This window comes from Polynucleobacter sp. MG-27-Goln-C1, from assembly GCF_018881905.1.
GTDB lineage: Bacteria > Pseudomonadota > Gammaproteobacteria > Burkholderiales > Burkholderiaceae > Polynucleobacter.
The window spans coordinates 205,387-230,043 of record NZ_JACVPM010000001.1 but is presented as its reverse complement, the minus strand read 5'-3'; the positions used below and the strand labels follow the sequence as shown (position 1 = coordinate 230,043).

Below are 24,657 nucleotides of genomic sequence, written 5' to 3'. Positions count from 1 at the left end.
AAGTCGCCTATTCCCACTCGATAGTTGCTGGAGGTTTTCCGCTGATGTCGTAGACCACGCGATTGATGCCACGCACTTCATTGATGATTCGATTCGATACCTTGCCTAGCAAATCATGGGGCAAGTGAGCCCAATGCGCAGTCATAAAGTCTTGAGTTTGAACGGCTCTGAGAGCGACAACATACTCATAGGTTCTACCGTCACCCATAACGCCTACAGATTTCACTGGCAAGAACACTGCAAAGGCTTGACTAGTGAGGTCATACCAAGATTTTTGACTTGCTTCATCAATCGTGTTGCGCAACTCTTCAATGAAGATCGCATCAGCACGCTGTAAAAGACTTGCAAACTCATCCTTGACTTCACCCAAGATGCGAACTCCAAGACCCGGGCCTGGAAATGGATGGCGATACACCATCTCGCGCGGTAATCCTAAGGCTACGCCGAGTTCGCGCACTTCATCTTTAAATAATTCACGCAATGGCTCAAGCAGCTTGAGATGCATGTCTTCAGGCAAGCCACCCACATTGTGGTGACTCTTAATCGTATGGGCGCCCTTTTTACCTTTGCCAGCAGACTCAATGACGTCTGGATAAATAGTGCCTTGAGCAAGCCACTTAGCATTTTGAATCTTGCCAGACTCAACTTGGAAAATCTCAACGAATTCTTTGCCAATAATTTTGCGCTTGGCTTCTGGGTCAGCAACACCAGCAAGCTCAGACATAAACTTCTCTTTAGCATCTACGCGAATGACTTTGACACCGAGGTTTCGGGCAAACATTTCCATGACCATGTCGCCTTCGTTTAAACGAAGCAAACCATGATCAACAAATACACAAGTGAGTTGCTCACCAATCGCGCGATGGATTAATGCCGCAGCTACGCTCGAGTCAACACCGCCGGATAAACCAAGGATGACCTCTTCATCGCCAACTTGCTTGCGAATATGCTCAACAGCTTCGCTAATGTAGTCGCCCATCACCCAGTCTGGCTTGCACTTGCAGATCTCATGCACAAAGCGAGCCAAGATCGCTTCACCTTGCAGGGTATGCGTTACTTCAGGGTGGAATTGGAATGCATAGAAACGACGATCTTCGTCAGCCATGCCGGCAATCGGACAAGACTCTGTTGAAGCCATTAACTTAAATGATGGTGGCAACCTCGTTACGGAGTCGCCGTGACTCATCCATACTTTCAGAATGCCGTGGCCTTCACTAGTGGAAAAATCCTGAATGCCTTTCAGCAAATTAGTATGGCCATGGGCACGTACTTCAGAGTAGCCAAACTCACGGGCTTTACCCAAGGATTCAGCGGAAGCAACAGCTCCACCCAGTTGGGTAGCCATGGTTTGCATGCCGTAGCAAATGCCCAAAACAGGAACGCCTAGTTCAAAAACGATTTGCGGTGCACGAGGACTTCCCTCTTCGGTAACGGAACTTGGTCCACCCGAAAGAATGATTCCCTTACCACCCTGCTCTTGAATGAATTTTCGAATGAACTCTGGATCGCAATCGTAAGGATGAATTTCAGAGTAGACGCGAGCATCACGCACGCGTCTAGCAATTAATTGGGTGACTTGTGAACCAAAGTCGAGAATCAGTATTTTGTCGTGCACGAAAGGAACAGCCTTAATCAATGTGGTAATTTGGTGCTTCCTTAGTGATCTTCACATCATGAACGTGTGACTCGCGTACGCCCGCTGAAGTGATTTCCACAAAATTCGCTTTCTCATGAAGTTCATCAATCGTCTTGCAACCAAGATAGCCCATTGAAGAACGAATACCACCAGTCAGTTGATGCAAGATGGCAAGGACACTACCTTTATAAGGCACCTGACCTTCAATACCTTCAGGCACCAACTTCTCTGCGTTTGCAGCGCTGATATCACTCTGGAAATAACGATCAGCGGAACCATCCGCCATCGCGCCCAAAGAACCCATACCGCGATAGCTCTTGTATGAACGACCTTGATATAAGAACACTTCACCAGGAGCTTCTTCAGTACCAGCAAACATACCGCCCATCATGACGGAACTTGCGCCAGCAGCTAAGGCCTTAGCAACGTCACCGGAATAACGCACACCGCCGTCAGCAATTAACGGAATACCTGTGCCTTTGAGTGCAGCAGCCACATTCACAATCGCACTAATCTGCGGAACGCCTACACCAGCAACAATTCGGGTTGTGCAGATAGAGCCGGGACCAATGCCGACTTTCACGCCGTCAGCACCATGGTCAGCCAATGCTCTAGCAGCATCGCCAGTGGCAATGTTGCCGCCAATCACTTGCACGTGAGGATAATTTTTCTTAACCCACTTAACGCGATCCAATACACCTTGGCTATGCCCGTGAGCGGTATCCACCACAATCACATCAACGCCTGCGCGAACCAAGAGTTCAATACGCTCATCGTTATCAGGGCCTACGCCAACGGCAGCGCCAACGCGCAACTTACCTTCGCTATCTTTACAAGCATTTGGATGCTCGGTAGCTTTCAAGATATCTTTTACGGTAATTAAGCCGCGTAATTCAAACTTGTCGTTAACTACCAGCACGCGCTCTAAGCGATGCTGACTCATCAAACGCTTCGCCTCTTCAAGGGAGCAACCTTCTTTTACCGTGATCAAGCGCTCACGCGGAGTCATCTTTGTTTTCACTGGCGCATCCAAGTCTTCCTCAAAGCGCAAGTCGCGGTTGGTAATAATGCCCACCACTTCTTTGCCAGTCAGAACTGGGAAACCAGAAAAGCCATGCTCACGGGAAAGTTGAATAACTTGACGAAGCGTGACATCAGGGCCGACTGTAATCGGATCGCGCAAAATGCCGGATTCGTAACGTTTGACCTTGGCCACTTCCCTAGCCTGCTCAGCAGGCTTGAGATTTTTATGAACAATACCAATACCACCTTCACTGGCCATGGCAATTGCCAAGCGGCCTTCGGTGACGGTATCCATAGCTGCGGACACCAACGGTGTGTTTAGTGAAATATCTCGAGTTAACTTACTTGCCAAGCTGGCATCTCGAGGGAGTACCGAAGAATAAGCCGGTACGAGGAGCACATCGTCAAAAGTGAGTGCTTTTTGAATGAGTCGCATGCAAAACCCCTAGTCGCAAAAACCGATTATAGCCTCCTAGCCTTTCTTTTAGCTGCGGCAGCCTGGAATTTAGCATCTTGGTTCTGGTTGGCCTTCTTGCGGCGAACGGCTTTGGGGTCCACTAGGAGTACTGAATACAACTCCAGACGATCACCCTCGTAAATAGGGCTATCCCAGTCCTTACGCTTGCCAAAGACGCCAAAACAGCCCTTTCTTGCCAAGATAGGATCATCGGAGCCTTGGGCGATACCGGCTTTCACCAAGGCTAGACCCACTGTAGGGGCCTCGGATGAAGATAAATGGAGCGTGAAGGGGTTTAGTTTGGCCTCACCTAGGCGGGCATCGCAAATCCAAATCTCCATGGACTGATTAGCCATAGAGGTCTTCGGCTCGCTTTACGAAGCAATCCACAAAGGTGCCTGCAATATGGCCAAATACTGGGCCAATGATCTTATCCAGGATGACGCTTTTAAACTCCCAATGGAGCTTGAACTCGACCTTACAGGCATCTTCCTTAAGAGGAATGAAGTTCCACTGCCCAGAAAAATGCTTGAATGGCCCATCTACAAAGACCATATCAATGGTTTCAGGGCGGTGATTGATGTTCCGGGTATGAAAGTACTGATTAATACCCTTGAAGTGGATATTGATTTTGGCATCCAAAACAGTCTCAGTTTGCTCAAAAATTTCCACCCCGCCACACCACGGTAAGAATTCTGGGTAGCGCGCAACGTCAGTTACCAAGCCATACATGCGGTCGGCTGATTGGCCAATTAAAACGGTCTTGTAGACGTCTGCCATAATCGATCTTGAGAAGCTAAATAAATATGAGTATCGTCGATAACAAAAAAGCCTTCTTCGATTATTTTATCGAGGAACGGTTCGAGGCAGGACTAGTTCTGGAGGGCTGGGAAGTAAAAGCCATCCGCGCTGGTCGAGTCCACGTCAAAGAAGCGTATGTCGTCATCCGTCAGGCGGAGCTATTCCTGATCGGCTGTCACATCACCCCACTGCTATCAGCCTCAACTCATATCGTCCCAGACAGCACCCGCACCCGCAAACTTCTTCTCAATGCGATCGAGATTAAAAAACTCATCGGCAAAGTTGAACAAAAGGGCTACACCCTCGTTCCATTGAATCTGCATTTCTCCAAAGGTAATGTGAAGTGCGAGATTGGGCTAGCCCGAGGTAAGAAGCAGCATGACAAGCGTGCAGCCACTAAGGAGCGTGAATGGGAAGTGCAAAAAGGTCGAATTGCTCGAGGCGACCTCAACGCCTGAGTCCTGCAGCATGCTCCCAAGCCATTTATGCACCAATATAGTGCATATTGGCACCATGCTGCCCCATATCCACTAGCGCAGTTAAGCCAAAGGCATTAGTTTGTAACTATGAAATTGCCTTTTGACGAAATGCTCGACGCCAGCGGAAAAGCGCGTCCCCATTACCAAATTTTCCATAACTGGCTTAAGCAGCAGAGTGACACCCTCATGGGTCTCAAGCGGGCCGAGGCTGACCTGATTTTTCGACGAGTTGGCATTACCTTTGCCGTCTATGGAGATGATCTTGGGTCTGAGAGAACTATTCCGTTTGATCAAGTGCCTCGCATCTTTACCGCTAAGGAGTGGGAGCAGCTGGAGGCTGGTCTGCGTCAACGGGTTAAAGCACTCAATCGCTTTATTTATGACGTCTATCACGAAGAAGAAATTATCAAAGCCGGAATTATTCCTGCTGAGCAGATTTATAACAACGCGCAATATCGTCCTGAGATGCGCAATGTCAACGTGCCGCGAGATATTTATGCTCAGATCGCCGGGATTGATATCGTGCGCGCTGGTGAAGGCGAGTTCTACGTACTAGAAGATAACCTGCGTGTTCCATCTGGCGTTTCTTATATGGTTGAGGATCGCAAGATGATGATGCGACTCTTCCCGGATCTATTTCAAAAGTATCGGGTTGCCCCTGTCGAGCACTATCCCGACTTTCTATTGGAGTGCCTGAAGTCAGTCAAGCCTGATGACGTCAAGAAACCCAATGTCGTAGTACTCACACCAGGTATGTACAACTCCGCTTATTTTGAACACAGCTACCTTGCTCAACAAATGGGCGTTGAATTGGTGGAAGGTAAAGATTTATTTGTGAAGAATGAGCAAGTCTTTATGCGGACCACTCAAGGCCCTGAGCGGGTCGATGTAATTTACCGCCGTGTCGATGATGACTTCTTAGATCCCCTTGCATTTCGCTCCGATTCAACCTTAGGCGTTGCTGGATTACTCTCTGCGCATCGTGCAGGCAATGTAACCTTAGCCAATGCAATTGGTACTGGTATTGCGGATGATAAGTCCATCTACCCTTACGTACCGGACATGATTGAGTTCTATTTGGGTGAAAAACCCATCCTGAATAATGTGCCGACTTTCCAGTGTCGCAAACCCGATGATCTCGCCTACACCTTGGCTAACTTAGACAAGTTGGTAGTGAAGTTAACGCATGGTGCTGGCGGCTACGGCATGCTGGTTGGACCAGCATCCACTAAAGCAGAGATTGAAGAATTCCGCGGTCATTTGATTGCCAATCCAGATAAATACATCGCACAGCCAACACTTGCACTGTCTACCTGCCCAACCTTTGTTGAATCTGGCGTTGCGCCACGCCATATTGATTTGCGTCCATTTGTACTATCAGGCAAAACAATCAAGATGGTTCCAGGCGGCCTGACTCGTGTTGCCCTTAAAGAAGGATCTTTAGTTGTGAACTCCTCACAGGGTGGCGGCACTAAAGACACCTGGGTTCTAGAAGAATAAAAGGGATAAGTAAATATGTTGAGTCGTACCGCTGATTGCTTGTACTGGATGGCCCGCTATACAGAACGCGCAGAAAACACTGCCCGTATGCTGGACGTCAACCACCAAACCTCTCTACTCCCGCAGCCGGCAGAGTTTTTAGAGCAGAGCTGGAAGAAGTTGCTCACCATCTCCAAGCTCGAAGAATCCTTCTTGGAGAAATACGATGTAGTGACTCGTGAGAATGTCTTGGACTTCATGATTTATGAAACTAGCAATCCATCCAGTATCGTGTCTTGTTTATTTGCTGCCCGTGAGAATGCCCGCGTCATTCGCGGAAGAATTACCTCAGAAGCATGGGAAACACAAAATACCACTTGGTTAGAGTTACAACGCATTCTGGAAGCTAGAAATCAAGCAGACCCTAGTCGACTACTCGAATGGGTAAAGCATCGCTGCCATCTATTTCGGGGTGTGATGCACGGTACGATGCTCAAGAATGAAGCCTTCTATTTTATGAATGTAGGCACCTTATTAGAGCGCGCTGATAACACTGCCCGTATCCTAGAAACCAAATACGAAGATCAGGCGACGCTTAAAGTATTGCGCACGGATAAAAAGGTGGACGCTGATGGAGCAGATGGTGATTTCTTTGACTTCTATCACTGGGCTGCGCTGCTTCGCTCAGTTTCTGCCTTTGAAATCTATCGCCAAATCTATTCAGATCAAGTGACTCCTAAGCAAGTCGCACAACTCTTGATTTTCAATAAGCAAATGCCTCGCTCTTTGGTGAGCTGTGTCAATGAACTGATTCCATTGATTTCAGAAGTGAAGAATCAGCAATCTAAAGAAATTGAACGCCTACTTGGCAAGCTCAAAGCAAGCTTAGATTATTCCGATATTGATGAAGTCTTTTCTCAAGGATTAGAAGAATTTATTGAAGAGTTCCTGGAGCGCATCAATCATATTGCTGATGAATTCAGTAATGCTTATCTCATACCATTAGCTGTAGCCTAAAGATCCTTATGCACCTCAAGATTCGTCACCGCACAGAATACCGCTATGAAACGCCGGTGCGTTACTCCATTCAAGAGTTACGCCTCACGCCACCTAATGTGGCTGGCCAAGCTATTGAAAAGTGGAAAGTCAGCACGCCGATTAAGGCAAGCACTTCACTCGATGCCTTTGGAAATCTCTACAGCGTTTTTGTTCAAGAGAGCTCCTACACCTCAATGATGATTGAAGCTGAGGGTGATGTTCATACTCAAGATGCTTTTGAGTTTATTGATGATCCTAAGGCGGTTTCACCTTACCACTTGCTCCAACAAACGAATTTGACTGAACCCACAGCTGAAATGCTGGAGTTCTTCTCGGCATCACTCCCAAAGAAAAATACCATTGATGAAGTTTTAGAGTTGGCTGCCGCAGTACAGGGAACTATTCTGTATTTCCCAGGGCAAACGAATTCCGCCACCACTGCTGCCCAATCTTTTGCCATGAAAGCTGGTGTCTGCCAAGATCATGCCCACATCATGTTAGGCCTGTGTCGCGCCTCAAACATTCCGGCACGTTATGTGAGCGGCTATTTCTTTGCCGAAGATTCACCAAACCTGGCTAGCCATGCCTGGGTTGATTTCTGCATTGACATTGAACGGGGTCTATGGACAAGCATTGATATCACCAATGCCTGCTTCACTGATGAGCGCCATGTTCGCCTAGCGATAGGCAGGGATTACTACTCGGCAGCACCCGTTAAGGGGGTACGCTCTGGTGGAGGCGGTGAAGAGTTAAGTGCGACCATCTCCATCACTCAACCGAGCTAATACAGCCCTCAGTAAAGCCAAGTAAGAGATAATCCAAAGAAATAATTAAAGGGGTTGCAGGATGACGTATTGCGTTGGGCTTTGCCTAAAAGATGGCTTGGTATTTTTATCCGATACTCGCACCAATGCGGGCGTCGATCAGATTGGCACATTCAGAAAGATGTCCTTATTCCAAAAGGATAAAGATCGCTTTTTCACCCTCATGAGCGCTGGCAATCTTGCCATCACCCAGGCTGTGAAAGAGATCTTGCTGCAAGGCCAACTCTTGAATGGTAAGAACCTATGGAATGTAGATAGCACGCACGATGCAGCCGTTGTCATTGGCGATGCAATTAAGCAGGTTTACGACAGAGATCACAAAGCACTAGAAAAAGCAGGCATTGATTTCAATTGCAACCTGATCTTTGGTGGGCAAATTAAGGGCGAGCGCCCAAGACTCTTCAATATCTACTCAGCCGGCAACTTTATTGAAGCAACACCTGAGACTTGTTACTTTCAAATTGGGGAGTCTAAATACGGTAAGCCAATCTTAGATAGGGTCATTACCTTTGATACCCCGCTAAATTTAGCTACCAAGTGCGCCCTGATCTCAATGGACTCCACCCTCAACAGTAATATTTCCGTGGGTCTACCGCTGGACTTGATGGTCTATGAAAAGAACTCATTGCAAGCCAGTAAGCTGGTGACGATGGATGAGTCCAACCCCTACTTCCAGATGATTCATCAGCTCTGGGGTGAGAAATTACGCTCAGCATTTAACTCTATTGCGGAGCCAAGCTGGTCTGGAGCGACCCCTTCGCGTGCAATTGCTTTACCCGCCAAGAAGATGGGTGCGGTGCCCATTCATCGCGCTAGCAAAGCCGTAAAGAAAGTAGCTGCGCCGCTTAAGACTGCAGCTAAAGCTAGCCCAAAGAAAAAAATAGTTACCAAAGCTAAGCGCTAGTTTAGATAGTCATTAAAAGACAAAAGGCCTAGATCTCTCTAGGCCTTTTTCACATCTTGCTAGTGATTAGCGGGAGCTAATTAAGCTTCTTTCTTGCCCAACATTTCCCAAGTAGCTACTACGCTATCTGGATTGAGGGAGATTGAAGTAATACCCTTGGCAACCAACCAACGTGCGAAGTCTGGATGATCTGAAGGACCTTGACCGCAAATACCAACGTATTTATTTTGTTTGCGGCAAGCATCAATAGAGCGGGCAATCATGAACTCAACCGCAGGGTCGCGCTCATCAAAGTCAATTGCCAGCAATTCCATGCCGGAGTCGCGATCCAGACCCAAAGTGAGCTGGGTCATATCGTTTGAGCCGATTGAGAATCCATCGAAATGCTCGAGGAATTGATCAGCCAAAATAGCATTTGAAGGAATCTCACACATCATGATCAGGCGCAAGCCTTTTTCACCACGCTTGAGACCGAACTTCGCCATCATGTCGATCACGCGCTCAGCTTGTTTGATGGTGCGCACGAATGGCACCATGATCTCAACGTTATCCAAGCCCATATCTTCACGAACACGCTTCATCGCAGCGCACTCTAAGGCAAAAGCTTCGCCGAAATCTGCCGATACGTAACGGGATGCGCCACGGAAACCGAGCATTGGATTCTCTTCATCCGGCTCATAGCGTGAACCGCCAATAAGCTTCTTGTACTCATTCGACTTAAAGTCAGACAAGCGAACGATCACTGGTTTTGGATAGAAAGCGGCGGCAATCGTTGCCACACCTTCAACCAATTTATCTTCGTAGAACTGACGTGGGCTTGCATAACCGCGAGCAACACTTTCTACAGCGCGCTTGAGATCAGGATCAATATTTGGGTACTCCAACACAGCGCGTGGATGCACACCAATATAGTTATTGATGATGAACTCGAGACGGGCTAAGCCAACACCAGCATTTGGGATTTGGCAGAAATCAAATGCCAACTGAGGATTACCAATATTCATGGTGATCTTCACTGGAATCTCTGGCAATACGCCGCGAGAAACTTCAGTCACTTCAGTCTCAATCAAGCCATCATAAATATGACCTTCGTCGCCTTCTGCGCAAGAGACGGTAACCATCATGCCGTCTTGTAGATGCTCTGTCGCATCACCGCAACCGACCACTGCAGGAACACCCAACTCACGAGCAATAATCGCCGCGTGACAAGTACGTCCACCACGGTTAGTCACAATCGCGGAAGCGCGCTTCATTACTGGCTCCCAGTTAGGGTCAGTCATATCGGCTACTAATACGTCGCCTGGCTGTACGCGATCCATCTCGCTTGGGTCGCGAATCACGCGAACCGGGCCTGCACCAATCTTTTGACCAATCGCACGGCCTTTAGCAAGAACCTTGGATGTGCCCTTTAGCTTGTAACGCATTTCCACTTGGCCAGCAGCTTGGCTCTTTACTGTCTCTGGACGTGCTTGCAGGATGTAAATACGGCCATCTTGACCATCCTTACCCCACTCGATATCCATTGGACGACCGTAGTGCTTCTCAATGATGACGGCATATTTTGCTAATTCAGTAATGTCTGCGTCTTCCAATGAAAAACGATTACGTTTCTCTGGAGCAACATCTACAGTCATTACTTTCTCAGCAGAACCTGCTGGGGCGAATTGCATCTGAATTAACTTGGAACCTAAGGAGCGACGAATAATCGCCTTCTTATCTTGGGCCAAAGTTGTTTTGAATACATAGAACTCATCCGGGTTCACTGCACCCTGCACCACTGTCTCACCCAAGCCATAGCTTGAGGTAATAAACACGACATCTTCAAAGCCAGATTCGGTATCCAAGGTAAACATTACGCCAGCTGCACCTAAGTCTGAGCGGACCATACGCTGAATACCAGCAGACAAGGCTACTTCAGCATGGGCAAAGCCCTTGTGAACGCGGTAAGAAATCGCACGATCGTTATACAAGGAGGCAAATACTTCACGAATCTTCTTTAAAACATCGTCAATGCCCTCAACGTTCAAGAAGGTTTCTTGTTGTCCGGCAAATGAGGCATCAGGCAAATCCTCTGCAGTTGCAGAGGAACGCACTGCAAAAGAACCTTTGCCAGAGTCATCTAATTTTTTAAACGCTGTACGAATCTCTTCATCAAGACGTGCTTGAAATGGAGCGGTCTCAATCCAGCCACGAATTTCTTTGCCAGCTTCAGCTAGAGCGCGCACATCATCAATATTGAGATTTTCCAAGCGCTTTTGAATGCGCTCAGTCAAATTGTTGTGCTCTAAGAAATCACGAAACGCCAATGATGTAGTTGCAAATCCAGTAGGTACACGTACACCTGTGGACGACAACTGAGAAATCATTTCACCAAGTGAAGCATTTTTACCGCCGACGGACTCAACATCAGTCATTCGGAGTTGCTCAAAAGGCAAAACATAGGCATTTGCTACATCGTTACTTTGTTGCTGTTGGTTGGACATAAAATACTCTCTAAAGATAAGGAAACTGGTCGAGCGGCCGAATAAAATACGGCATACTTCATTAACTACATATTGTAGTGCTGACCACGATTTTTTAGGCCAATCTCATGTCTACCCAAACCCGCATTGTTTTTATCGTTTCTGATGGCACCGGAATTACCGCCGAGAACTTCAGCCAGTCGATTTTGGCCCAATTTGAGGCCACTTTTAAGCACATTCGGGTGCCTTTTGTGGATAGCCCTGAAAAAGCCCATGACGCCGTTTCTAGCATCAATCAGGCAGCCACCAAATATGGGGTTCAGCCCATCGTTTTCACCACTTTGGTGAATCCAGAACTCAATAAGATTGTCGGTAAGGCTAATGGCTTAATTTTGGACATGTTCCAGACTTTTGTGGCGCCTTTAGAGCAAGCCCTTGGGGTTAAGTCAACCCATGCCATGAACCGCCTGCACCATAATGCGGATACTGAGGCCTATAAAAACCGTATTGAAGCTATCAACTATTCCCTGGCCCACGATGATGGCCAGTCCAACCGCAATCTAGCGGAAGCGGATGTCATTCTAGTTGGAATATCTCGAGTGGGTAAAACGCCAACTAGCCTGTATTTGGCAATGCAATATGGCATGAAAGCAGCCAACTACCCTCTTATCCCAGAGGACTTTGAACGTGGCCAACTTCCAAAAGACTTAATCCCCTACCGCAGCAAGATTTTTGGCCTCATGATCGATGCTGAGCGCTTGTCAGAGATTCGTAACGAGCGTCGTCCTGGTAGCAATTACGCGAAGTTGGAAAACTGTCGCTACGAGATTAATGAAGCCACCGCCATGATGAAAAAGGAATCTATTCCTTGGGTGGCAACAACCAGCAAATCGATTGAAGAGATTGCTACAACTGTATTGCAATCTATTAAGTCAGATAAAACAATCTTAGGCTAGAAAAGTCACCTTCAGGGTCTGCTTTCGACCCAAAGCGGACACTCAAAGAAAAACCACCCGAAGGTGGTTTTCTTAAATAGATTTGATTAATTAACTCGGTAACTGCGCTGCTTCCGCGCAATTATTTGTTGCAGGCTTACCAGCCAGGCGATCCTTAATCCACTCCTGAAAGAAGGGTCCGGCCGTCCCAGGTGTGGTGAAGTGAGATTGTTCACCTGGCAGTTGCACTCGTGTCACGTTAGCACCAGACTTGCACATTTGAATCTGATAGAGCTTGCCCTGAATAGGTGGCTGTGTTGTATCTTTAGTTCCCCAATAGATTACTACAGGCGCAACTGGATTGACTGGAGGTACAGAACTCTTAACGAATGCCTGTACCCAAGCGCGTGTATTTGTCGGCATTGGTTTTAGCAACTTTGTAAAATCTTTGCCGTACGAAAAAACAATGGTGTCAGCGGCAGCATGTACACATTTATTTCCATAAACCTCTTGAACTACTCTCACTCCTTCATCCGTCAACAAATCAGAAAGTTTTAAATTGGAATATGCAGACTGAGTTCCATATAAAGCCATTGAGAAATGAGCAAAGCTCAGAATATCTGTAGAGAATGATTTCTGAAGTTCACCCATCACTTTGTCTGCCGTAGCTTGGTCAATATCGCCCTTTGGCAAACTTGCCGCCATATCGTAAGGAGCCAAAGCCACAAAACCTGCAAATGTAATGCCATCTGCGGCTGTTCCAGTTTGGGAAATATATTCGGGTGAACCGGCGGCATTTAAAACTGAGCCGCCACCCTGAGACCATCCATAGGCAACCACCTTTTTACCTGCGCCAACCTCTTTCGCCGAGCTTGCAGCACGAGCAGAATTAATAAGGTCGTGCGACTGTGTAACTGCAACTGCATATTGATGAACACCGCCACCACCTTGACCCTGATAATCGGTTGCAACTACTACATATCCCTCATTAATAAATTCTTGCACCCTCGGTATGCCGTAATCGGTCCAAGAATTTCCACCAACTAGAAAGTATTCATTTAGAGGTACGGCTGGATTAATAATTTGAGATGGCCCACAATTTTGCGCAGCCCCTGTAGTACCATGAGACCATGCCATGATTGGTCTACCCTCTTTAGGTGCCGAACCCACTGGAGCAACCAACAATCCAGTTGAGATCGTTTTCTTGCCAAGTACATCAGATGAAACATAGGCAATCTTCCATGCCTGAGCACCTTTTATAGGTGTATTGATTTTCTCTTGCTTGACAATTTGTCCCAGCTTGCCATTTGGGCTGATCTTTGCAACTGATTCATAAAAAGGAGCTACGGGCGGCTCAGCATATACAGCCGCAGAAAGAATACTTAGGACTGCGCCGAGAACGAATGCTAAAAGGCTGGGAGTTTTTTGCATGGTCTAGTTGAATTTTGGTTATAAAAGTCATATTAAACACCATTTTTCAGGGGCTTAACCCAATGCATTGAATAAGTTGAACGCCTCTAAATGGCCGAAAGCGGCCCCTCGTGAAAAAACTACTATCTAAGCGCGCCTCACCCTGAGTGTCTCGAACAAACATACTGCCGCTGCAGTAGATACGTTGAGTGATTCCACTCTTGGGTCAATTGGGATTGATACGCCTTTAGCTTGAGCCATGAGGTCTTCAGAAACACCCTGCCCTTCGCTTCCCATTACCCAAGCAACTGGATGAATCAATACCTTGGGCATATTGAAGAGATCTCGTTCTCCATCAGCAGTAGCGGCCAGTAAAGGCGCCGTTACGGCACTGAGTACTTGTGAGCTTGACCACCCTTCGTAAAGATCTAGTAAGCGGTGGGCACCCATGCCAGCACGCAATACCTTGCTTGACCACAGGTGAGCGCAACCAGATAATGCGATCACCTGTGTAAAGCCGGCTGCAGCTGCAGTGCGCAAGATAGAGCCAACATTACCGGCATCTTGAATGCGATCCAAAATAATCACATCCCCAGAAATCGTCGCAAACGACTTTTGTGGGTTTAAGGCGGATTCAGGAAGATCTAGCAATCCCGCAATTTGCGGAGCATTCACCAAATCAGATAGCAAATCCCAAAGACCTTTATCCAATTGATAAACGCGAGTCTCCGGACAAATTTCTATATGGTCGTAGACGGCTTGGGCGATCTCAGGATTCTGCAAACCCAATTCAGAGGTAATCAAGGTCTTGAGCGCTGAATTGCCAACCCAAGTTTGCACTAAATGAATACCTTCCAGCAAAGCCTGGCCGCAAGCAAATCTCGCCTTTTGGCCTTTAGGGCCAGTAGCTTGTAATTGACGAATTTCCTTAAATAAGGAATTGTCTTTTGAGCTGATAAATTCCATCTTCATAGCTGGGATTATCGACTATGCAGAGCTAAGACATTGCGAACTGGTGAGAAGCTGCGGCGATGTTGGTCGCAGGCACCAAATTCCTTTAAGGCAGAAAAATGCGCCTCTGTTGGATATCCCATATGTTGAGCAAATCCATATTGTGGGTGCAATTCATGTAAAGCCATCATTTGACGATCTCGCGTGACTTTAGCCAAGATCGATGCCGCTGAAATAGCAGGCTCTTTGGTATCACCTTTGACAATAGCTTCTGCAGAAATCGGGAGCTCTGGGCAGCGATTCCCATCAATCAATGCCTTGTCTGGCCAACCGCCTAAACGTGTAGTCAGATCCTCAATTGCACGACGCATTGCCAACATTGTCGCCTGCAGAATATTGATTTCATCGATCTCTGCTGGGCTCGCTTCGCCGATACCCCAGGCTTTTGCTTTAAGCTGAATTTGCTCAAACAGAAACTCGCGTCTGGCAGCTGATAACTTCTTAGAATCTTTTAAACCAGCAATAGGATTGTCGGGATCAAGAACGACAGCACCGGCAACAACCGCCCCCGCTAATGGACCGCGGCCTGCCTCATCAACACCGCATACCCAAATCACACTCACACAGTAGTCCGATTTTTAGCAGCAGTAATCGTTTGTGCCACAGCTTGCGCAACCAATAAACCGGTTGGTCTGCGCAAGGTCTCATGCATTTCTGCAAAGCGTGTTTTTAATTGGGAAACTTTGTTGGGGTTATTTAACCAAGTCAATAAAGCATCAGCCAATTTACTTGGAGTCGCATCATCCTGAAGAAGCTCTGGGACAACGAACTCGCCGCAGAGGATATTCGGCAAACCTACATAAGGCAAATAGCCCTGTCGTTTCATAATCTGCGCGGTCAACCAAGGTACCTTGTAGGAAATCACCATGGGCTTTTTCCAGAGTGCAGCTTGCAAGGTTGCAGTACCACTGGCAATCAGCACAACGTCTGCAGCCTCAAGAACTGCATCGGCCTCACCATCGATCAAATTAATATTCAGGTTTGGATTTTTCTCTAGCGTGTTTTTCAGTAAAGCCTCAAGCGGTGCTCGCAAGCGTGGGGTTGCTACTGGGATCACAAAATGTAGAGGCTGGCCTGGCATGCGCTTCACAAGCTCGGCCATGGTTTCAAAAAAGACTGGTGCAATTAGTTCAATTTCTGAACCACGACTGCCCGGCAGGACGGAGACAACAATTCCATTTAATGCATTGGTAGATAGATTTAATACTTGCTCGATTCTTTTTTTGGCTGTGGCTGGATTTGGCTCAAGCGGAATCTCGCTAGCCAGTGGGTGCCCAACATAAGTCGCACTAATCCCGGCGCGCTCATAGATCTCGGTTTCAAAGGGGAAGATGCAGAGCATGCGTTCAACTGCTTGCTTGATCTTGGTAATGCGCCCTGCTCGCCAGGCCCAAATTGATGGAGAAACAAAATGCAGGGTTGGAATGCCCGCTTTACGCAAAGCTAACTCGACACCTAAATTGAAATCAGGGGCATCAATACCGAGATAGACATCCGGACGCCCGTCACCTGTAAGATTGCTAATGAGCTCCTTGCGCAGCTTCAGAATAGCGGGCAGCTGCTTGATGGCCTCAACGTAACCACGAACGCTGAGGGTCTCCATAGGCCAATCAGACCTTAGACCCTCCGCCTGCATACGCGGACCGCCAATGCCGTAAACCTCCAAATTAGAAGTATCCAGAATCTGCTTTAGCGCACTGAGTACTGGCGCTGCCAGCAAGTCGCCCGAAGGCTCTCCGGCAACACAAGCAAGCTTAGACACTAGACACTCGATCTACTCTATCGAATAATGCCGCGCGTGGAAGCGGCAATAAAGTCATGAAACTCTGTCAGCTTTTCTGCGGTAGCAGCATCAGATGTACTAGCTTGCGCCATCTTCTGAATCTCTACCTTAGCCTCTTCGAAGCTGAGACCGTCTTTATAAAGGACTTTATATGCCTGACGCAATGCTGAAATCGTTTCGCTTGAGAAGCCGCGACGCTTGAGGCCTTCCACATTAATGCCGTGTGGAGAAGCCTTATCTCCCGCTGCAATCACAAATGGTGGGATGTCTTGCACTAATGCAGAGGCACCACCCAGCATGGCATGTTGGCCAATACGAACAAATTGATGAACGCCTGACATGCCGCCCATAATTGCCCAGTCACTCACCTGTACGTGGCCAGCAATTTGTGCATTGCTTGAGAAAATCGTGTGGTTACCGATTTGGCAGTCATGTGCAATGTGCACATAAGCCATGATCCAGTTGTCATTACCGATCCGGGTAATACCCTCATCCTGAGATGTACCAGTATGAATAGTCGTGAACTCACGAATCGTATTGCGGTCGCCAATAATCAGTTGAGTTGGTTCGCCGCGGTATTTCATATCCTGAGGGGCGCCACCAATTGCAGCAAAGTGAGCAAATATATTTTCCTTACCGATTGTGGTGTAACCCTCAATCACAGTATGAGAACCAATCTTGCTACCAGCGCCAATTTTCACGTTTGGTCCAATAACCGAATATGGACCAATCTCTACGTCGCTAGCAAGCTCAGCTTTGCTATCTACTACTGCAGATGCATGAATCCGAGTCATTACGCACCTTTCGTACGAACAGCACAAGTGATATTGGCTTCTGCAGCCAACTCACCGTCTACAGTAGCTTGCACCTGAAATTTATAGATGCCAGCACGCTCACGCTCTAGCTTTGCGGTCATGATAAGTTGATCGCCAGGTAATACTGGCTTCTTAAAACGAGCACCATCAATACCAGCAAAGTAATAAATCGCATTCTCTTCTCTAACCTCAGAGAATGTTAGCAAGGCAGCAGTTTGAGCTAACGCCTCAATAATTAAGACGCCAGGCATTACTGGAAAATCTGGAAAGTGCCCCTGGAAAAATGGCTCATTCATGGTGACATTCTTTAAAGCAGTAATACTTTGACGAGGCTCAATCTCTAATACCCGATCAACCAATAAAAATGGGTAACGGTGTGGCAATAACTTCAAAATTTGATTGATGTCGATGGCGATAGGTTTGCTCATGTATTTACCTGCTGAATAAAGTTTCTAATTTTTTTAATGTGATGATGATTTATTTAGACTTGTCTAACAATCGTAGGCGTTGACGTATTTTATCGAGGCCACGCAAAATAGCTGCATTTTTCTCCCAGGCACTATGGAGCATTGACGGGTAAACACCCGTGTAGTGCTGACCTGGTTCGGTGATGGAGCGAATAATCGAAGTATTTCCGGACACGGTGGTTCTGTCAGCAATGCTGAGGTGACCTGCAAAGTTAGCAGCGCCACCAATAATGCAGAAGCTTCCAATCTTGGTGCTTCCTGAGATCGCTGCACAACCAGCAATCACACAGCAATTGCCAACTACTACGTTGTGTGCAATTTGCACTTGGTTATCAATCTTAGTTCCATTGCCTATGATGGTGTCACTCATTGCGCCACGATCAATTGTGGTTGAAGCGCCAATTTCAACATCATTACCAATAACAACGGCACCAGTTTGCGGGATCTTGACCCACTCGGCACCAGTAGCAGAAAAATCAGGAGCAAAACCAAAACCATCAGCACCAATAACGGCACCACTATGAATAATGCATCGCTCACCAATGGTAGTTTCTGAATAAAGGGAAACGTTGGGATAAATCAAAGTATCGCTACTAATGCTAGAGTTTCTAGCAATGGAGGTATTGCCCAATACAGTTACACGCTCACCCAATTTGACACCAGGGCCGATTTGCACAAATGGTCCGATATGACATGAGGCCGGGATAATTACGGATGGGTCTACTGCTGCACTAGGATGTACACCAGGGGTATAGATAGGTGCGGATGCCTTAGCAAAGTGCTGTGCCATTCTGGCAAAAATAGCATAGGGATTTTTAGAAACGAAATATACGCGCCGCGCAGAATTCACACTCGGATTTGCTTGAAGAAAATCGAGATCAGCCTGACTAACAATTAATCCACCAGCGGAACTATCGCTAGCTTGCTGACGATATAGCGGATTAGAAAGAAAGGAGATCTGGCTTGACTGAGCTCGCTCGAGAGGAGCGAGACCCTGAAGCGCGAGGGAGCCATCCCCCACCAAGCTTACTTGAAACTGTTCGGCCAGCTCGATGGCGGTGGGCATAAAACTTACTTAAGACTATTCAAAGCCTTGATGACATCATCAGTAACGTCAACCTTTGGATTGGCATAGGCTGGATCTTGAATAATGACATCAATTTTTCTTTGGTCAGCAATTTGCTTGAGGGCTTGATTTGCCTTTTCAGCAATCTTCGCACGCTCTTCAAAGTTGCGCTGGTTCAGGTCTTCAGTGTATTCACGTTGTTTGCGTTGCAGTTCGCGATCTTGATCCGACAACTCACGTTGACGACGAACGCGATCTGCCTCAGACATTACAGCTGAGTCACGGTCTAGCTTTTCAGCGGCAGACTTAATTTTTTGAGCGCTGTCACGAATTTCGTTCTGACGCTTCATGAATTCATTTTGCAATTTAGTTTGACTTGCTTTGGCCATATTGGATTCGTTGAAAACTTTTTCAACGTTCACAGCTGCAACCCGAGTTCCAGCATCTTGCGCGATTGCCTGTGGCAATACGATTAGTGAAGAAACAGCAATTAAGCCGTATTGAATCCATTTAGAAGATTGATGAAGCTTCATAAAACTTTCCTTAAACAATTAAAACGCTGTACCAACTTGGAACTGCAAACGCTGAATATTATCCGTTGGTAACGACTTGATCGGAATACCGTAGCTGAATTTTAGTGGTCCAAGTGGTGATATCCATGATAAACCTAAGCCATAAGAATATCGCAAGACGAGATTGATATTCTCACCGTAGACATTACCACCATCCACGAATCCAAATACGCGCAAGGTTTTATCAACCCCAGATCCCGGAACCGGCACAGTGTACTCAACGTTACTAACAATCTTGGATTGGCCACCAGTCGGCTGATTTAGACCGGTGTTGGCATTATAGAAAGTGGGTCCAAGAGATCCTGGAGAGTAACCACGAACGGATCCGATACCGCCAACATAGTAGTTTTTAGTGATCGGGAATGGATATTTTCCGTAAGCCTCGCCATAACCAACTTCCCCGTTAAAGGATAGGATGTTGCCCTTTGAGAAGGAGTGATACTTTTGATATTGGCCAAAGATACGGTAGAACATCATGTTGCCAAGGGGCGTTCCTACCTCGGCGTTCAATTGCTGCAATGACCCAGTAGATGGAATCAATGCACTGTCACGGCCATCGCGCGACCAACCGACAGTAACTGGAATATTGTAAGTATTTAGGCTTGAAGGGTAGCCAGGGGCAGCAACACCATAATCAATCATGTAATTCAGATAAGGCTGTGGCGTATTGGAGGTAGATTTAATCTGGAATGCCTCAATGCCCGTTCCGAAGAAGACTCGATCCACCTCGGTATATGGAACGCCAAATTTAATGTTTGAGCCCACAGACTTAATTTGATAATCTGGGTCGCCTACATAGTAGAGCGGCTTGGATGAACGGTAGTACAAATCGGTGTAGCGACTAATACCGTCTTCCGTGAAGTAAGGGTCATAGTTGGATAAGGCCAAACTTTGATTGATCTTACCAAGCGACATATTCAAGCCAACAGCCGTACCCGTACCGAAAGCATTCTCTTGATTGATACCCGCAGAGAGAATTAATTTTTCCGTTGAAGAGAAGCCTGCGCCAAGAGTCACAGCGCCGGTTGGTTTTTCGGTTACTTTAACACCCACATCCACTTGATCTGGGGATCCAGGAACATCTTGCGTAGAGACATCAGTCTCCGTGAAGTAACCCAAACGACCTAAACGTTTTTTGGATAAATCAATCTTCTCACTGTCGAACCATGAACTTTCAAACTGACGCATTTCACGACGAATCACTAAATCTCTAGTTTTAGCGTTTCCAGAAATATTCACTTGACGCACATAAACACGACGGCCTGGATCAATAACCAAAGTAAGGTCAACCTCACTCAATTCACGACGAATATCTGGTTGCGGGTTAATGTTTGCGAAGGCGTATCCATAGGAGCCTAAAATTTCCGCAATCGCCTTAGTACTCTCAGTTAGCTTGGCAGATGAGAAGGTATCTCCCGGCTTGAGTGTTACCAACTGCATCAATTCAGACTCTTTACCCAATAAATCACCAGCCAAACGCACATCCTTAACCGTAAACTTATTCCCCTCACGAATACTGATGGTTAGGTAAATACCTTTTTTATCGGGGGTAATAGAAACCTGAGTGGATTCAATCACGAACTCAAGGTAGCCCCGATTGAGGTAATAGGAGCGAATATTCTCTAAGTCAGCTGTGAGCTTTTGCTTTGAGTACAAATTGTCTTTGCTATACCAAGATAGCCAACCACCAGTCTTTAGTTGCATCTCACTTTTAAGAGTGCCGTCGCTGAACACGTTGTTGCCGATAAAATTAATTTCTTGAATCTTGGCTACAGGACCTTCATCAATATTGAAATACACAGCAACCTGGTTTCTCTCAAGCGGAGTAACGGTTGCAACCACCTCAGCAGCGTACATACCTTTACCAACGTAAGCGCGTTTCAGCTCTTGTTCAGCCTTATCAACCAAGGCCTTGTCATAAAAGCGGGCTTCAGCTACGCCAACTGCCTTCAGTGACTTACGAATAGTTTCCTGGTCAAACTCTTTCATCCCAGTAAATTCAATACGGGAGATCGTGGGGCGCTCTTCAACGATTACGATTAAGACGTTACCTTGCGCTTGAATTTGCACGTCCCGGAAAAAACCAGTGCTGTACAGAGCCTTAATAGCGTCAGCACTCTTCTCTTCGGTAAAGGTATCTCCAACCTGAACTGGTAAGTAACTAAATACGGTACCTGGTTCTACTCGCTGCAAACCCTCAATGCGAATATCTTTAATGACAAAGGATTCAGCTGCTTGTGCACTTACACAAAAACCAGCCGCGAGAATGATGGCGACTTGAGCAACAAATCGAGTTAAGGAGCGAAAAGATGGATTTAAAAAATTCAAGGTGAAAGGTAGCGTTGCAAATCGTTAAACAAGGCTAGCAAGGAAAGAGATATCAGCAGCAAAAAACCCACTTTTTGGAGCTTTTCCTGCAGAGATAAAGAAATTCGCTTACCAGCAACCAACTCCCATGCATCATACAGGAGCTGACCCCCATCTAGCATTGGTAAAGGCACTAAATTCAAGAGTCCAATACTGATACTCATGAGAGCTAAGAAGGCTACAAATGGCTGCCAACCAACCTGAGCAGACTTCCCTGCCATATCCGCAATACTCAATGGCCCGCCAAGCTGTTTTAGGGTCGTTTTACCGGTAAACAAACCAAGCATTAGCCTGGTGGAGACCTTGGTTATCAAATAGACCCTCTGGGTTGCAAAACCCAGTGCATCCATAGGGCCTAATTTGAGCTCTTTCCACTCTGAGGGTGGGCTAAGTTGCGGAAGCAGGCCCAAAGCTTGAAATGGATCGGATTCTGGTGAAATTAGGGGTAAATCGCCCTTTCGGAAGGATTTAATAAGGCGAGCACCAGAAGCATCCTGCATCTCCAGAGCAAATCCCTCCTCTCCAGTAATCGCATCCAAGAGGAGCCAACGTAAGGCATTCCAACTCGGAACGGGGTCAAACTCTTCGAGAACTGGGGTAGCGCTGTAGTCGGATGATAAAGATTGCCAACCAACAACCTGATCACCTGCCGCAATCCCCAATTTTGCAGCAATCGATTGCTCGGGGGGAGCCTGGAGTCGAGCCGGCAATTGAGGCACACCCGAGACATAAATCACTGAAAATAAAATAACGGCTAATAGAAAATTAGCAAATGGTCCTGCAGCCACAATCAAAGAACGCTGCCATAGTGGCTTTACATCAAAAGACTGGGGGCGATCTTCTGCCGAAATAGTTTGCTGACTATCGCGACCATCCAATAATTTGACATAGCCGCCTAGAGGAATGGAAGCTAGGACCCACTCAGTACCGTTGCTGGCGTGATAAGTAAACAGCGGCTTGCCAAATCCAAGAGCAAAGCGAAGGACTTTGACCCCGCACAAGCGAGCCGCCAGAAAATGGCCATATTCATGAAAGCTAACCAGCACACCTAGCGTGACTAAGAATGCGCCAAGAGTTATTAAAGCCTGCAAAATCTACCGATCTATTTCTGAATTGCGTGAATGAACTGATTCGCGGCCTGACGAGCTCGAGCATCAGCCTCAAGAATCGTTTCAAGCGAATCGGCCGCTACTGGAGGCAGAGCATTTAAGCAGTGCTCCACTACATTTGGAATACTTAAGTAAGGCAAGCCTTCATCCAAGAAAGCGGCAACAGCAATTTCATTAGCAGCATTTAGTACGGCTGGAGCAGTGTCCCCTGCTTTTGCGGCAGCAAAGGCCAAACTCAAACAAGGAAATTGGATGAAATTGGGCTCTGTAAAACTCAGACCGGTTAATTGCGTCAGATTCAAGGGGGCGACACCAGCATCAATGCGTTCAGGCCAAGCCAGGCCATAAGCAATCGGTGTACGCATATCAGGCTGACCCATTTGTGCCAGCACTGAGCCATCCCGGTAGCGCACCATAGAGTGCACTACGCTCTGCGGATGAATTAGCACCTTAATCTTTTCTAGCGGTAAGCCAAACAACCAAAAAGCCTCGATCACCTCAAGACCTTTATTCATCATCGTTGCCGAATCAACAGATATCTTTCTACCCATAACCCAGTTTGGATGGGCGCAAGCTTGTTCCGGAGTAATGCCCGCTAAATCGGCAAGCGGTTTATCTCTGAAGGGTCCACCTGAAGCAGTTAACCAAAGCTCTTCAACGCCTAAATGGTCGGATGGATTTTTTGCAAAGCGATCTGGGAGACATTGAAAAATCGCATTGTGCTCGCTATCGATTGGGAGTAGCTCACCGCCACCCACTTTCATAGCCTGCATAAATAAATTGCCTGACATCACTAGCGCTTCTTTGTTAGCTAGCAATACCCTCTTTCCAGCTTGCGCTGCAGCCAAAGCTGGAACTAGTCCGGCTGCACCAACAATCGCCGCCATCACGGTATCGCATCCAGATTCAGTTACTGCACTAACTAAGGCCTGTGGCCCATAGAGCACCTGAGTAACAATCTTTTTTTCTTGCAAGAGGCGCGTCAGTTGGGCGGCGCCATCAGCGTCAGCCACCACTGCAATAGTCGGCTTGAACTCAATACATTGCTGAGCTAAACGATCAATTTGTTTTGCGGCAGTTAGCGCCACCACCTTAAAACGGTCAGGATGTGCGCGGATTACATCTAAGGTATTAACACCGATCGATCCCGTAGACCCTAAGATGGCAACCCGCTTAACAGACATCAAATCAATCCAGCTAATAATGCGGCAATCGGCATCGTTGGTATGAGAGCATCAACCCGATCGAGTACGCCGCCATGACCGGGTAATAAATGACTGCTATCTTTAACGCCAGCTAAGCGCTTCAACTGAGACTCAAACAAATCACCAAAGACGCTAAACGCAGCCAATACAGTAACCATTAAGAACATGGGCACCCAACCAAAACGAATAGCCCAAGCACCAAAGAGCGTGTCACCAAGAGGTAAATACATGACGCATAAGAATGCGTACAGATAGCAAAGCACTAGACCGCCCAATGCTCCTTCAATCGACTTCCCAGGGCTGATGTTCACGGCCAGCTTATGCTTGCCAAAGGCTTTGCCAACAAAGTAAGCGCCAATATCGGCAACCCAAACTAGGGCCATGCTGCTTAATAAAAAGATGAGGCCAAGCTCACGCAAGAAAACCAATGCAAACCAAGTTGCTGGCAGAATGATTAAGCCCAGAATGCTATAAAAAGGTTTGAATTTTTGAAGGGAAAGATTCATGCCCTTTGCCAAAATGAATGGAGCCAAGAAAAACCAAAACAAGACGGCCATCATGAGTAAAGAGAACTGCCATGAAATCGCCTGCATACCCAATAAAAATAAAATGATCATTAAGCAAAATGCAGCATAGAGCCATGCAGCCTTCTTAGCTTCTGGGGCAATCATACGACTCCACTCCCAAGCAGCAGCAACTAATGCCACCAGAAAGAATCCGCCTAAATAGATTGGTGGCAATAGAAACAAGATTGGCAATAGCACTGCCATCAAAATAGCGGCAGTAATGATTCGAGTTTTTAGCATATGGGGGT

23 protein-coding genes are annotated in these 24,657 nt (G+C 46.9%); 6 read left to right on the top strand and 17 right to left on the bottom strand.

What is annotated here, in order from left to right:
- Positions 1-7: 7 nt before the first annotated feature.
- Genes guaA through ICN14_RS01155 form a run of 4 tightly spaced genes read right to left on the bottom strand, consistent with a single transcriptional unit; the run spans position 8 to position 3,896 of the window.
- Complete coding sequence (gene guaA / locus ICN14_RS01170; RefSeq protein WP_216224242.1) at positions 8-1,615, bottom strand: glutamine-hydrolyzing GMP synthase; 1,608 nt, start codon at positions 1,613-1,615, stop codon at positions 8-10.
- A gap of 13 nt (positions 1,616-1,628) precedes the next feature.
- Positions 1,629-3,095 (bottom strand): IMP dehydrogenase, encoded by a 1,467-nt coding sequence (guaB, locus tag ICN14_RS01165; RefSeq protein WP_216180643.1) that lies wholly within the window; start codon positions 3,093-3,095, stop codon positions 1,629-1,631.
- 26 nt (positions 3,096-3,121) lie between these two features.
- Positions 3,122-3,472, bottom strand: a complete 351-nt coding sequence (locus tag ICN14_RS01160) for an RnfH family protein (RefSeq protein ID WP_216224241.1) — start codon at positions 3,470-3,472, stop codon at positions 3,122-3,124.
- A complete protein-coding gene (locus ICN14_RS01155; RefSeq protein ID WP_216133814.1) occupies positions 3,465-3,896 on the bottom strand; it encodes a type II toxin-antitoxin system RatA family toxin in 432 nt (143 codons plus the stop codon). The genes ICN14_RS01160 and ICN14_RS01155 overlap by 8 nt, the downstream gene beginning before the upstream one ends.
- A gap of 26 nt (positions 3,897-3,922) precedes the next feature.
- Between ICN14_RS01155 and smpB the strand changes: the two genes are divergently transcribed.
- The 5 genes from smpB to ICN14_RS01130 all read left to right on the top strand — a co-directional run bounded on the left by smpB (position 3,923) and on the right by ICN14_RS01130 (position 8,641).
- Positions 3,923-4,375, top strand: coding sequence for an SsrA-binding protein SmpB (gene smpB, locus ICN14_RS01150; protein ID WP_046330447.1), 453 nt, complete (start codon positions 3,923-3,925; stop codon positions 4,373-4,375).
- 108 nt (positions 4,376-4,483) lie between these two features.
- Positions 4,484-5,896, top strand: a complete 1,413-nt coding sequence (locus ICN14_RS01145) for a circularly permuted type 2 ATP-grasp protein (RefSeq protein WP_216224240.1) — start codon at positions 4,484-4,486, stop codon at positions 5,894-5,896.
- Between the two features lie 15 nt (positions 5,897-5,911).
- A complete protein-coding gene (locus ICN14_RS01140) occupies positions 5,912-6,892 on the top strand; it encodes an alpha-E domain-containing protein (protein WP_216224239.1) in 981 nt (326 codons plus the stop codon).
- 8 nt (positions 6,893-6,900) lie between these two features.
- Positions 6,901-7,698: a transglutaminase family protein gene (locus ICN14_RS01135; RefSeq protein ID WP_216224238.1), complete on the top strand. Its 798-nt coding sequence runs from the start codon at positions 6,901-6,903 to the stop codon at positions 7,696-7,698.
- Between the two features lie 61 nt (positions 7,699-7,759).
- Entirely contained in the window at positions 7,760-8,641 is an 882-nt protein-coding gene (locus ICN14_RS01130; protein ID WP_216224237.1) for a proteasome-type protease, read from the top strand.
- Between the two features lie 80 nt (positions 8,642-8,721).
- On the opposite strand, the gene ppsA is transcribed toward ICN14_RS01130, so the two are convergent.
- On the bottom strand, positions 8,722-11,124 hold the full coding sequence (gene ppsA, locus ICN14_RS01125) for a phosphoenolpyruvate synthase (RefSeq protein WP_216224235.1): 2,403 nt from the start codon (positions 11,122-11,124) through the stop codon (positions 8,722-8,724).
- A 107-nt stretch (positions 11,125-11,231) separates the two neighbouring features.
- On the opposite strand from ppsA, the gene ICN14_RS01120 reads away from it, so the two are divergent.
- The gene (locus ICN14_RS01120) at positions 11,232-12,059 is read left to right on the top strand and encodes a pyruvate, water dikinase regulatory protein (RefSeq protein ID WP_216224234.1); all 828 of its coding nucleotides are present in this window, start codon (positions 11,232-11,234) and stop codon (positions 12,057-12,059) included.
- A gap of 90 nt (positions 12,060-12,149) precedes the next feature.
- Here ICN14_RS01120 and ICN14_RS01115 read toward each other — a convergent pair whose 3' ends face one another.
- From ICN14_RS01115 to ICN14_RS01060, 12 genes are all read right to left on the bottom strand, one after another.
- Positions 12,150-13,469 (bottom strand): alpha/beta fold hydrolase, encoded by a 1,320-nt coding sequence (locus tag ICN14_RS01115; RefSeq protein ID WP_216224233.1) that lies wholly within the window; start codon positions 13,467-13,469, stop codon positions 12,150-12,152.
- A gap of 126 nt (positions 13,470-13,595) precedes the next feature.
- Positions 13,596-14,414 (bottom strand): RNA methyltransferase, encoded by an 819-nt coding sequence (locus ICN14_RS01110; RefSeq protein WP_255535911.1) that lies wholly within the window; start codon positions 14,412-14,414, stop codon positions 13,596-13,598.
- A 14-nt stretch (positions 14,415-14,428) separates the two neighbouring features.
- Positions 14,429-15,022, bottom strand: coding sequence for a ribonuclease HII (rnhB, locus tag ICN14_RS01105; protein WP_216224231.1), 594 nt, complete (start codon positions 15,020-15,022; stop codon positions 14,429-14,431).
- Positions 15,019-16,221: a lipid-A-disaccharide synthase gene (gene lpxB, locus ICN14_RS01100; protein ID WP_216224228.1), complete on the bottom strand. Its 1,203-nt coding sequence runs from the start codon at positions 16,219-16,221 to the stop codon at positions 15,019-15,021. Before lpxB ends, rnhB begins: the two co-directional genes overlap by 4 nt.
- Before the next feature lie 17 nt (positions 16,222-16,238).
- Positions 16,239-17,036, bottom strand: a complete 798-nt coding sequence (gene lpxA, locus ICN14_RS01095) for an acyl-ACP--UDP-N-acetylglucosamine O-acyltransferase (protein WP_216224227.1) — start codon at positions 17,034-17,036, stop codon at positions 16,239-16,241.
- Complete coding sequence (gene fabZ, locus ICN14_RS01090; protein ID WP_015421422.1) at positions 17,036-17,485, bottom strand: 3-hydroxyacyl-ACP dehydratase FabZ; 450 nt, start codon at positions 17,483-17,485, stop codon at positions 17,036-17,038. Before fabZ ends, lpxA begins: the two co-directional genes overlap by 1 nt.
- Positions 17,486-17,534: 49 nt before the next feature.
- The gene (gene lpxD / locus ICN14_RS01085) at positions 17,535-18,590 is read right to left on the bottom strand and encodes a UDP-3-O-(3-hydroxymyristoyl)glucosamine N-acyltransferase (RefSeq protein ID WP_216224224.1); all 1,056 of its coding nucleotides are present in this window, start codon (positions 18,588-18,590) and stop codon (positions 17,535-17,537) included.
- A gap of 5 nt (positions 18,591-18,595) precedes the next feature.
- On the bottom strand, positions 18,596-19,123 hold the full coding sequence (locus ICN14_RS01080; RefSeq protein WP_216224222.1) for an OmpH family outer membrane protein: 528 nt from the start codon (positions 19,121-19,123) through the stop codon (positions 18,596-18,598).
- A gap of 18 nt (positions 19,124-19,141) precedes the next feature.
- Positions 19,142-21,433 carry an outer membrane protein assembly factor BamA gene (gene bamA / locus ICN14_RS01075; RefSeq protein WP_370624807.1) on the bottom strand — a complete coding sequence of 764 codons (2,292 nt, stop codon included), beginning with the start codon at positions 21,431-21,433 and terminating at the stop codon, positions 19,142-19,144.
- A 53-nt stretch (positions 21,434-21,486) separates the two neighbouring features.
- Positions 21,487-22,620 (bottom strand): RIP metalloprotease, encoded by a 1,134-nt coding sequence (locus tag ICN14_RS01070; RefSeq protein WP_216224218.1) that lies wholly within the window; start codon positions 22,618-22,620, stop codon positions 21,487-21,489.
- Positions 22,621-22,631: 11 nt separating this feature from the next.
- Complete coding sequence (gene ispC, locus ICN14_RS01065; RefSeq protein WP_216224216.1) at positions 22,632-23,822, bottom strand: 1-deoxy-D-xylulose-5-phosphate reductoisomerase; 1,191 nt, start codon at positions 23,820-23,822, stop codon at positions 22,632-22,634.
- Positions 23,822-24,649 (bottom strand): phosphatidate cytidylyltransferase, encoded by an 828-nt coding sequence (locus ICN14_RS01060; protein WP_216224215.1) that lies wholly within the window; start codon positions 24,647-24,649, stop codon positions 23,822-23,824. Before ICN14_RS01060 ends, ispC begins: the two co-directional genes overlap by 1 nt.
- Positions 24,650-24,657: the final 8 nt, after the last annotated feature.

What these genes read in the sequence shown, in the direction of transcription:
- guaB (WP_216180643.1), bottom strand. Translation starts at nt 3,095, where the DNA reads ATGCGACTCATTCAAAAAGCACTCACTTTTGACGATGTGCTCCTCGTA.
- ICN14_RS01160 (WP_216224241.1), bottom strand. Translation starts at nt 3,472, where the DNA reads ATGGCTAATCAGTCCATGGAGATTTGGATTTGCGATGCCCGCCTAGGT.
- ICN14_RS01155 (WP_216133814.1), bottom strand. Translation starts at nt 3,896, where the DNA reads ATGGCAGACGTCTACAAGACCGTTTTAATTGGCCAATCAGCCGACCGC.
- smpB (WP_046330447.1), top strand. Translation starts at nt 3,923, where the DNA reads ATGAGTATCGTCGATAACAAAAAAGCCTTCTTCGATTATTTTATCGAG.
- ICN14_RS01145 (WP_216224240.1), top strand. Translation starts at nt 4,484, where the DNA reads ATGAAATTGCCTTTTGACGAAATGCTCGACGCCAGCGGAAAAGCGCGT.
- ICN14_RS01140 (WP_216224239.1), top strand. Translation starts at nt 5,912, where the DNA reads ATGTTGAGTCGTACCGCTGATTGCTTGTACTGGATGGCCCGCTATACA.
- ICN14_RS01135 (WP_216224238.1), top strand. Translation starts at nt 6,901, where the DNA reads ATGCACCTCAAGATTCGTCACCGCACAGAATACCGCTATGAAACGCCG.
- ICN14_RS01130 (WP_216224237.1), top strand. Translation starts at nt 7,760, where the DNA reads ATGACGTATTGCGTTGGGCTTTGCCTAAAAGATGGCTTGGTATTTTTA.
- ppsA (WP_216224235.1), bottom strand. Translation starts at nt 11,124, where the DNA reads ATGTCCAACCAACAGCAACAAAGTAACGATGTAGCAAATGCCTATGTT.
- ICN14_RS01120 (WP_216224234.1), top strand. Translation starts at nt 11,232, where the DNA reads ATGTCTACCCAAACCCGCATTGTTTTTATCGTTTCTGATGGCACCGGA.
- ICN14_RS01115 (WP_216224233.1), bottom strand. Translation starts at nt 13,469, where the DNA reads ATGCAAAAAACTCCCAGCCTTTTAGCATTCGTTCTCGGCGCAGTCCTA.
- ICN14_RS01110 (WP_255535911.1), bottom strand. Translation starts at nt 14,414, where the DNA reads ATGGAATTTATCAGCTCAAAAGACAATTCCTTATTTAAGGAAATTCGT.
- lpxA (WP_216224227.1), bottom strand. Translation starts at nt 17,036, where the DNA reads ATGACTCGGATTCATGCATCTGCAGTAGTAGATAGCAAAGCTGAGCTT.
- fabZ (WP_015421422.1), bottom strand. Translation starts at nt 17,485, where the DNA reads ATGAGCAAACCTATCGCCATCGACATCAATCAAATTTTGAAGTTATTG.
- lpxD (WP_216224224.1), bottom strand. Translation starts at nt 18,590, where the DNA reads ATGCCCACCGCCATCGAGCTGGCCGAACAGTTTCAAGTAAGCTTGGTG.
- ICN14_RS01080 (WP_216224222.1), bottom strand. Translation starts at nt 19,123, where the DNA reads ATGAAGCTTCATCAATCTTCTAAATGGATTCAATACGGCTTAATTGCT.
- ispC (WP_216224216.1), bottom strand. Translation starts at nt 23,822, where the DNA reads ATGTCTGTTAAGCGGGTTGCCATCTTAGGGTCTACGGGATCGATCGGT.
- ICN14_RS01060 (WP_216224215.1), bottom strand. Translation starts at nt 24,649, where the DNA reads ATGCTAAAAACTCGAATCATTACTGCCGCTATTTTGATGGCAGTGCTA.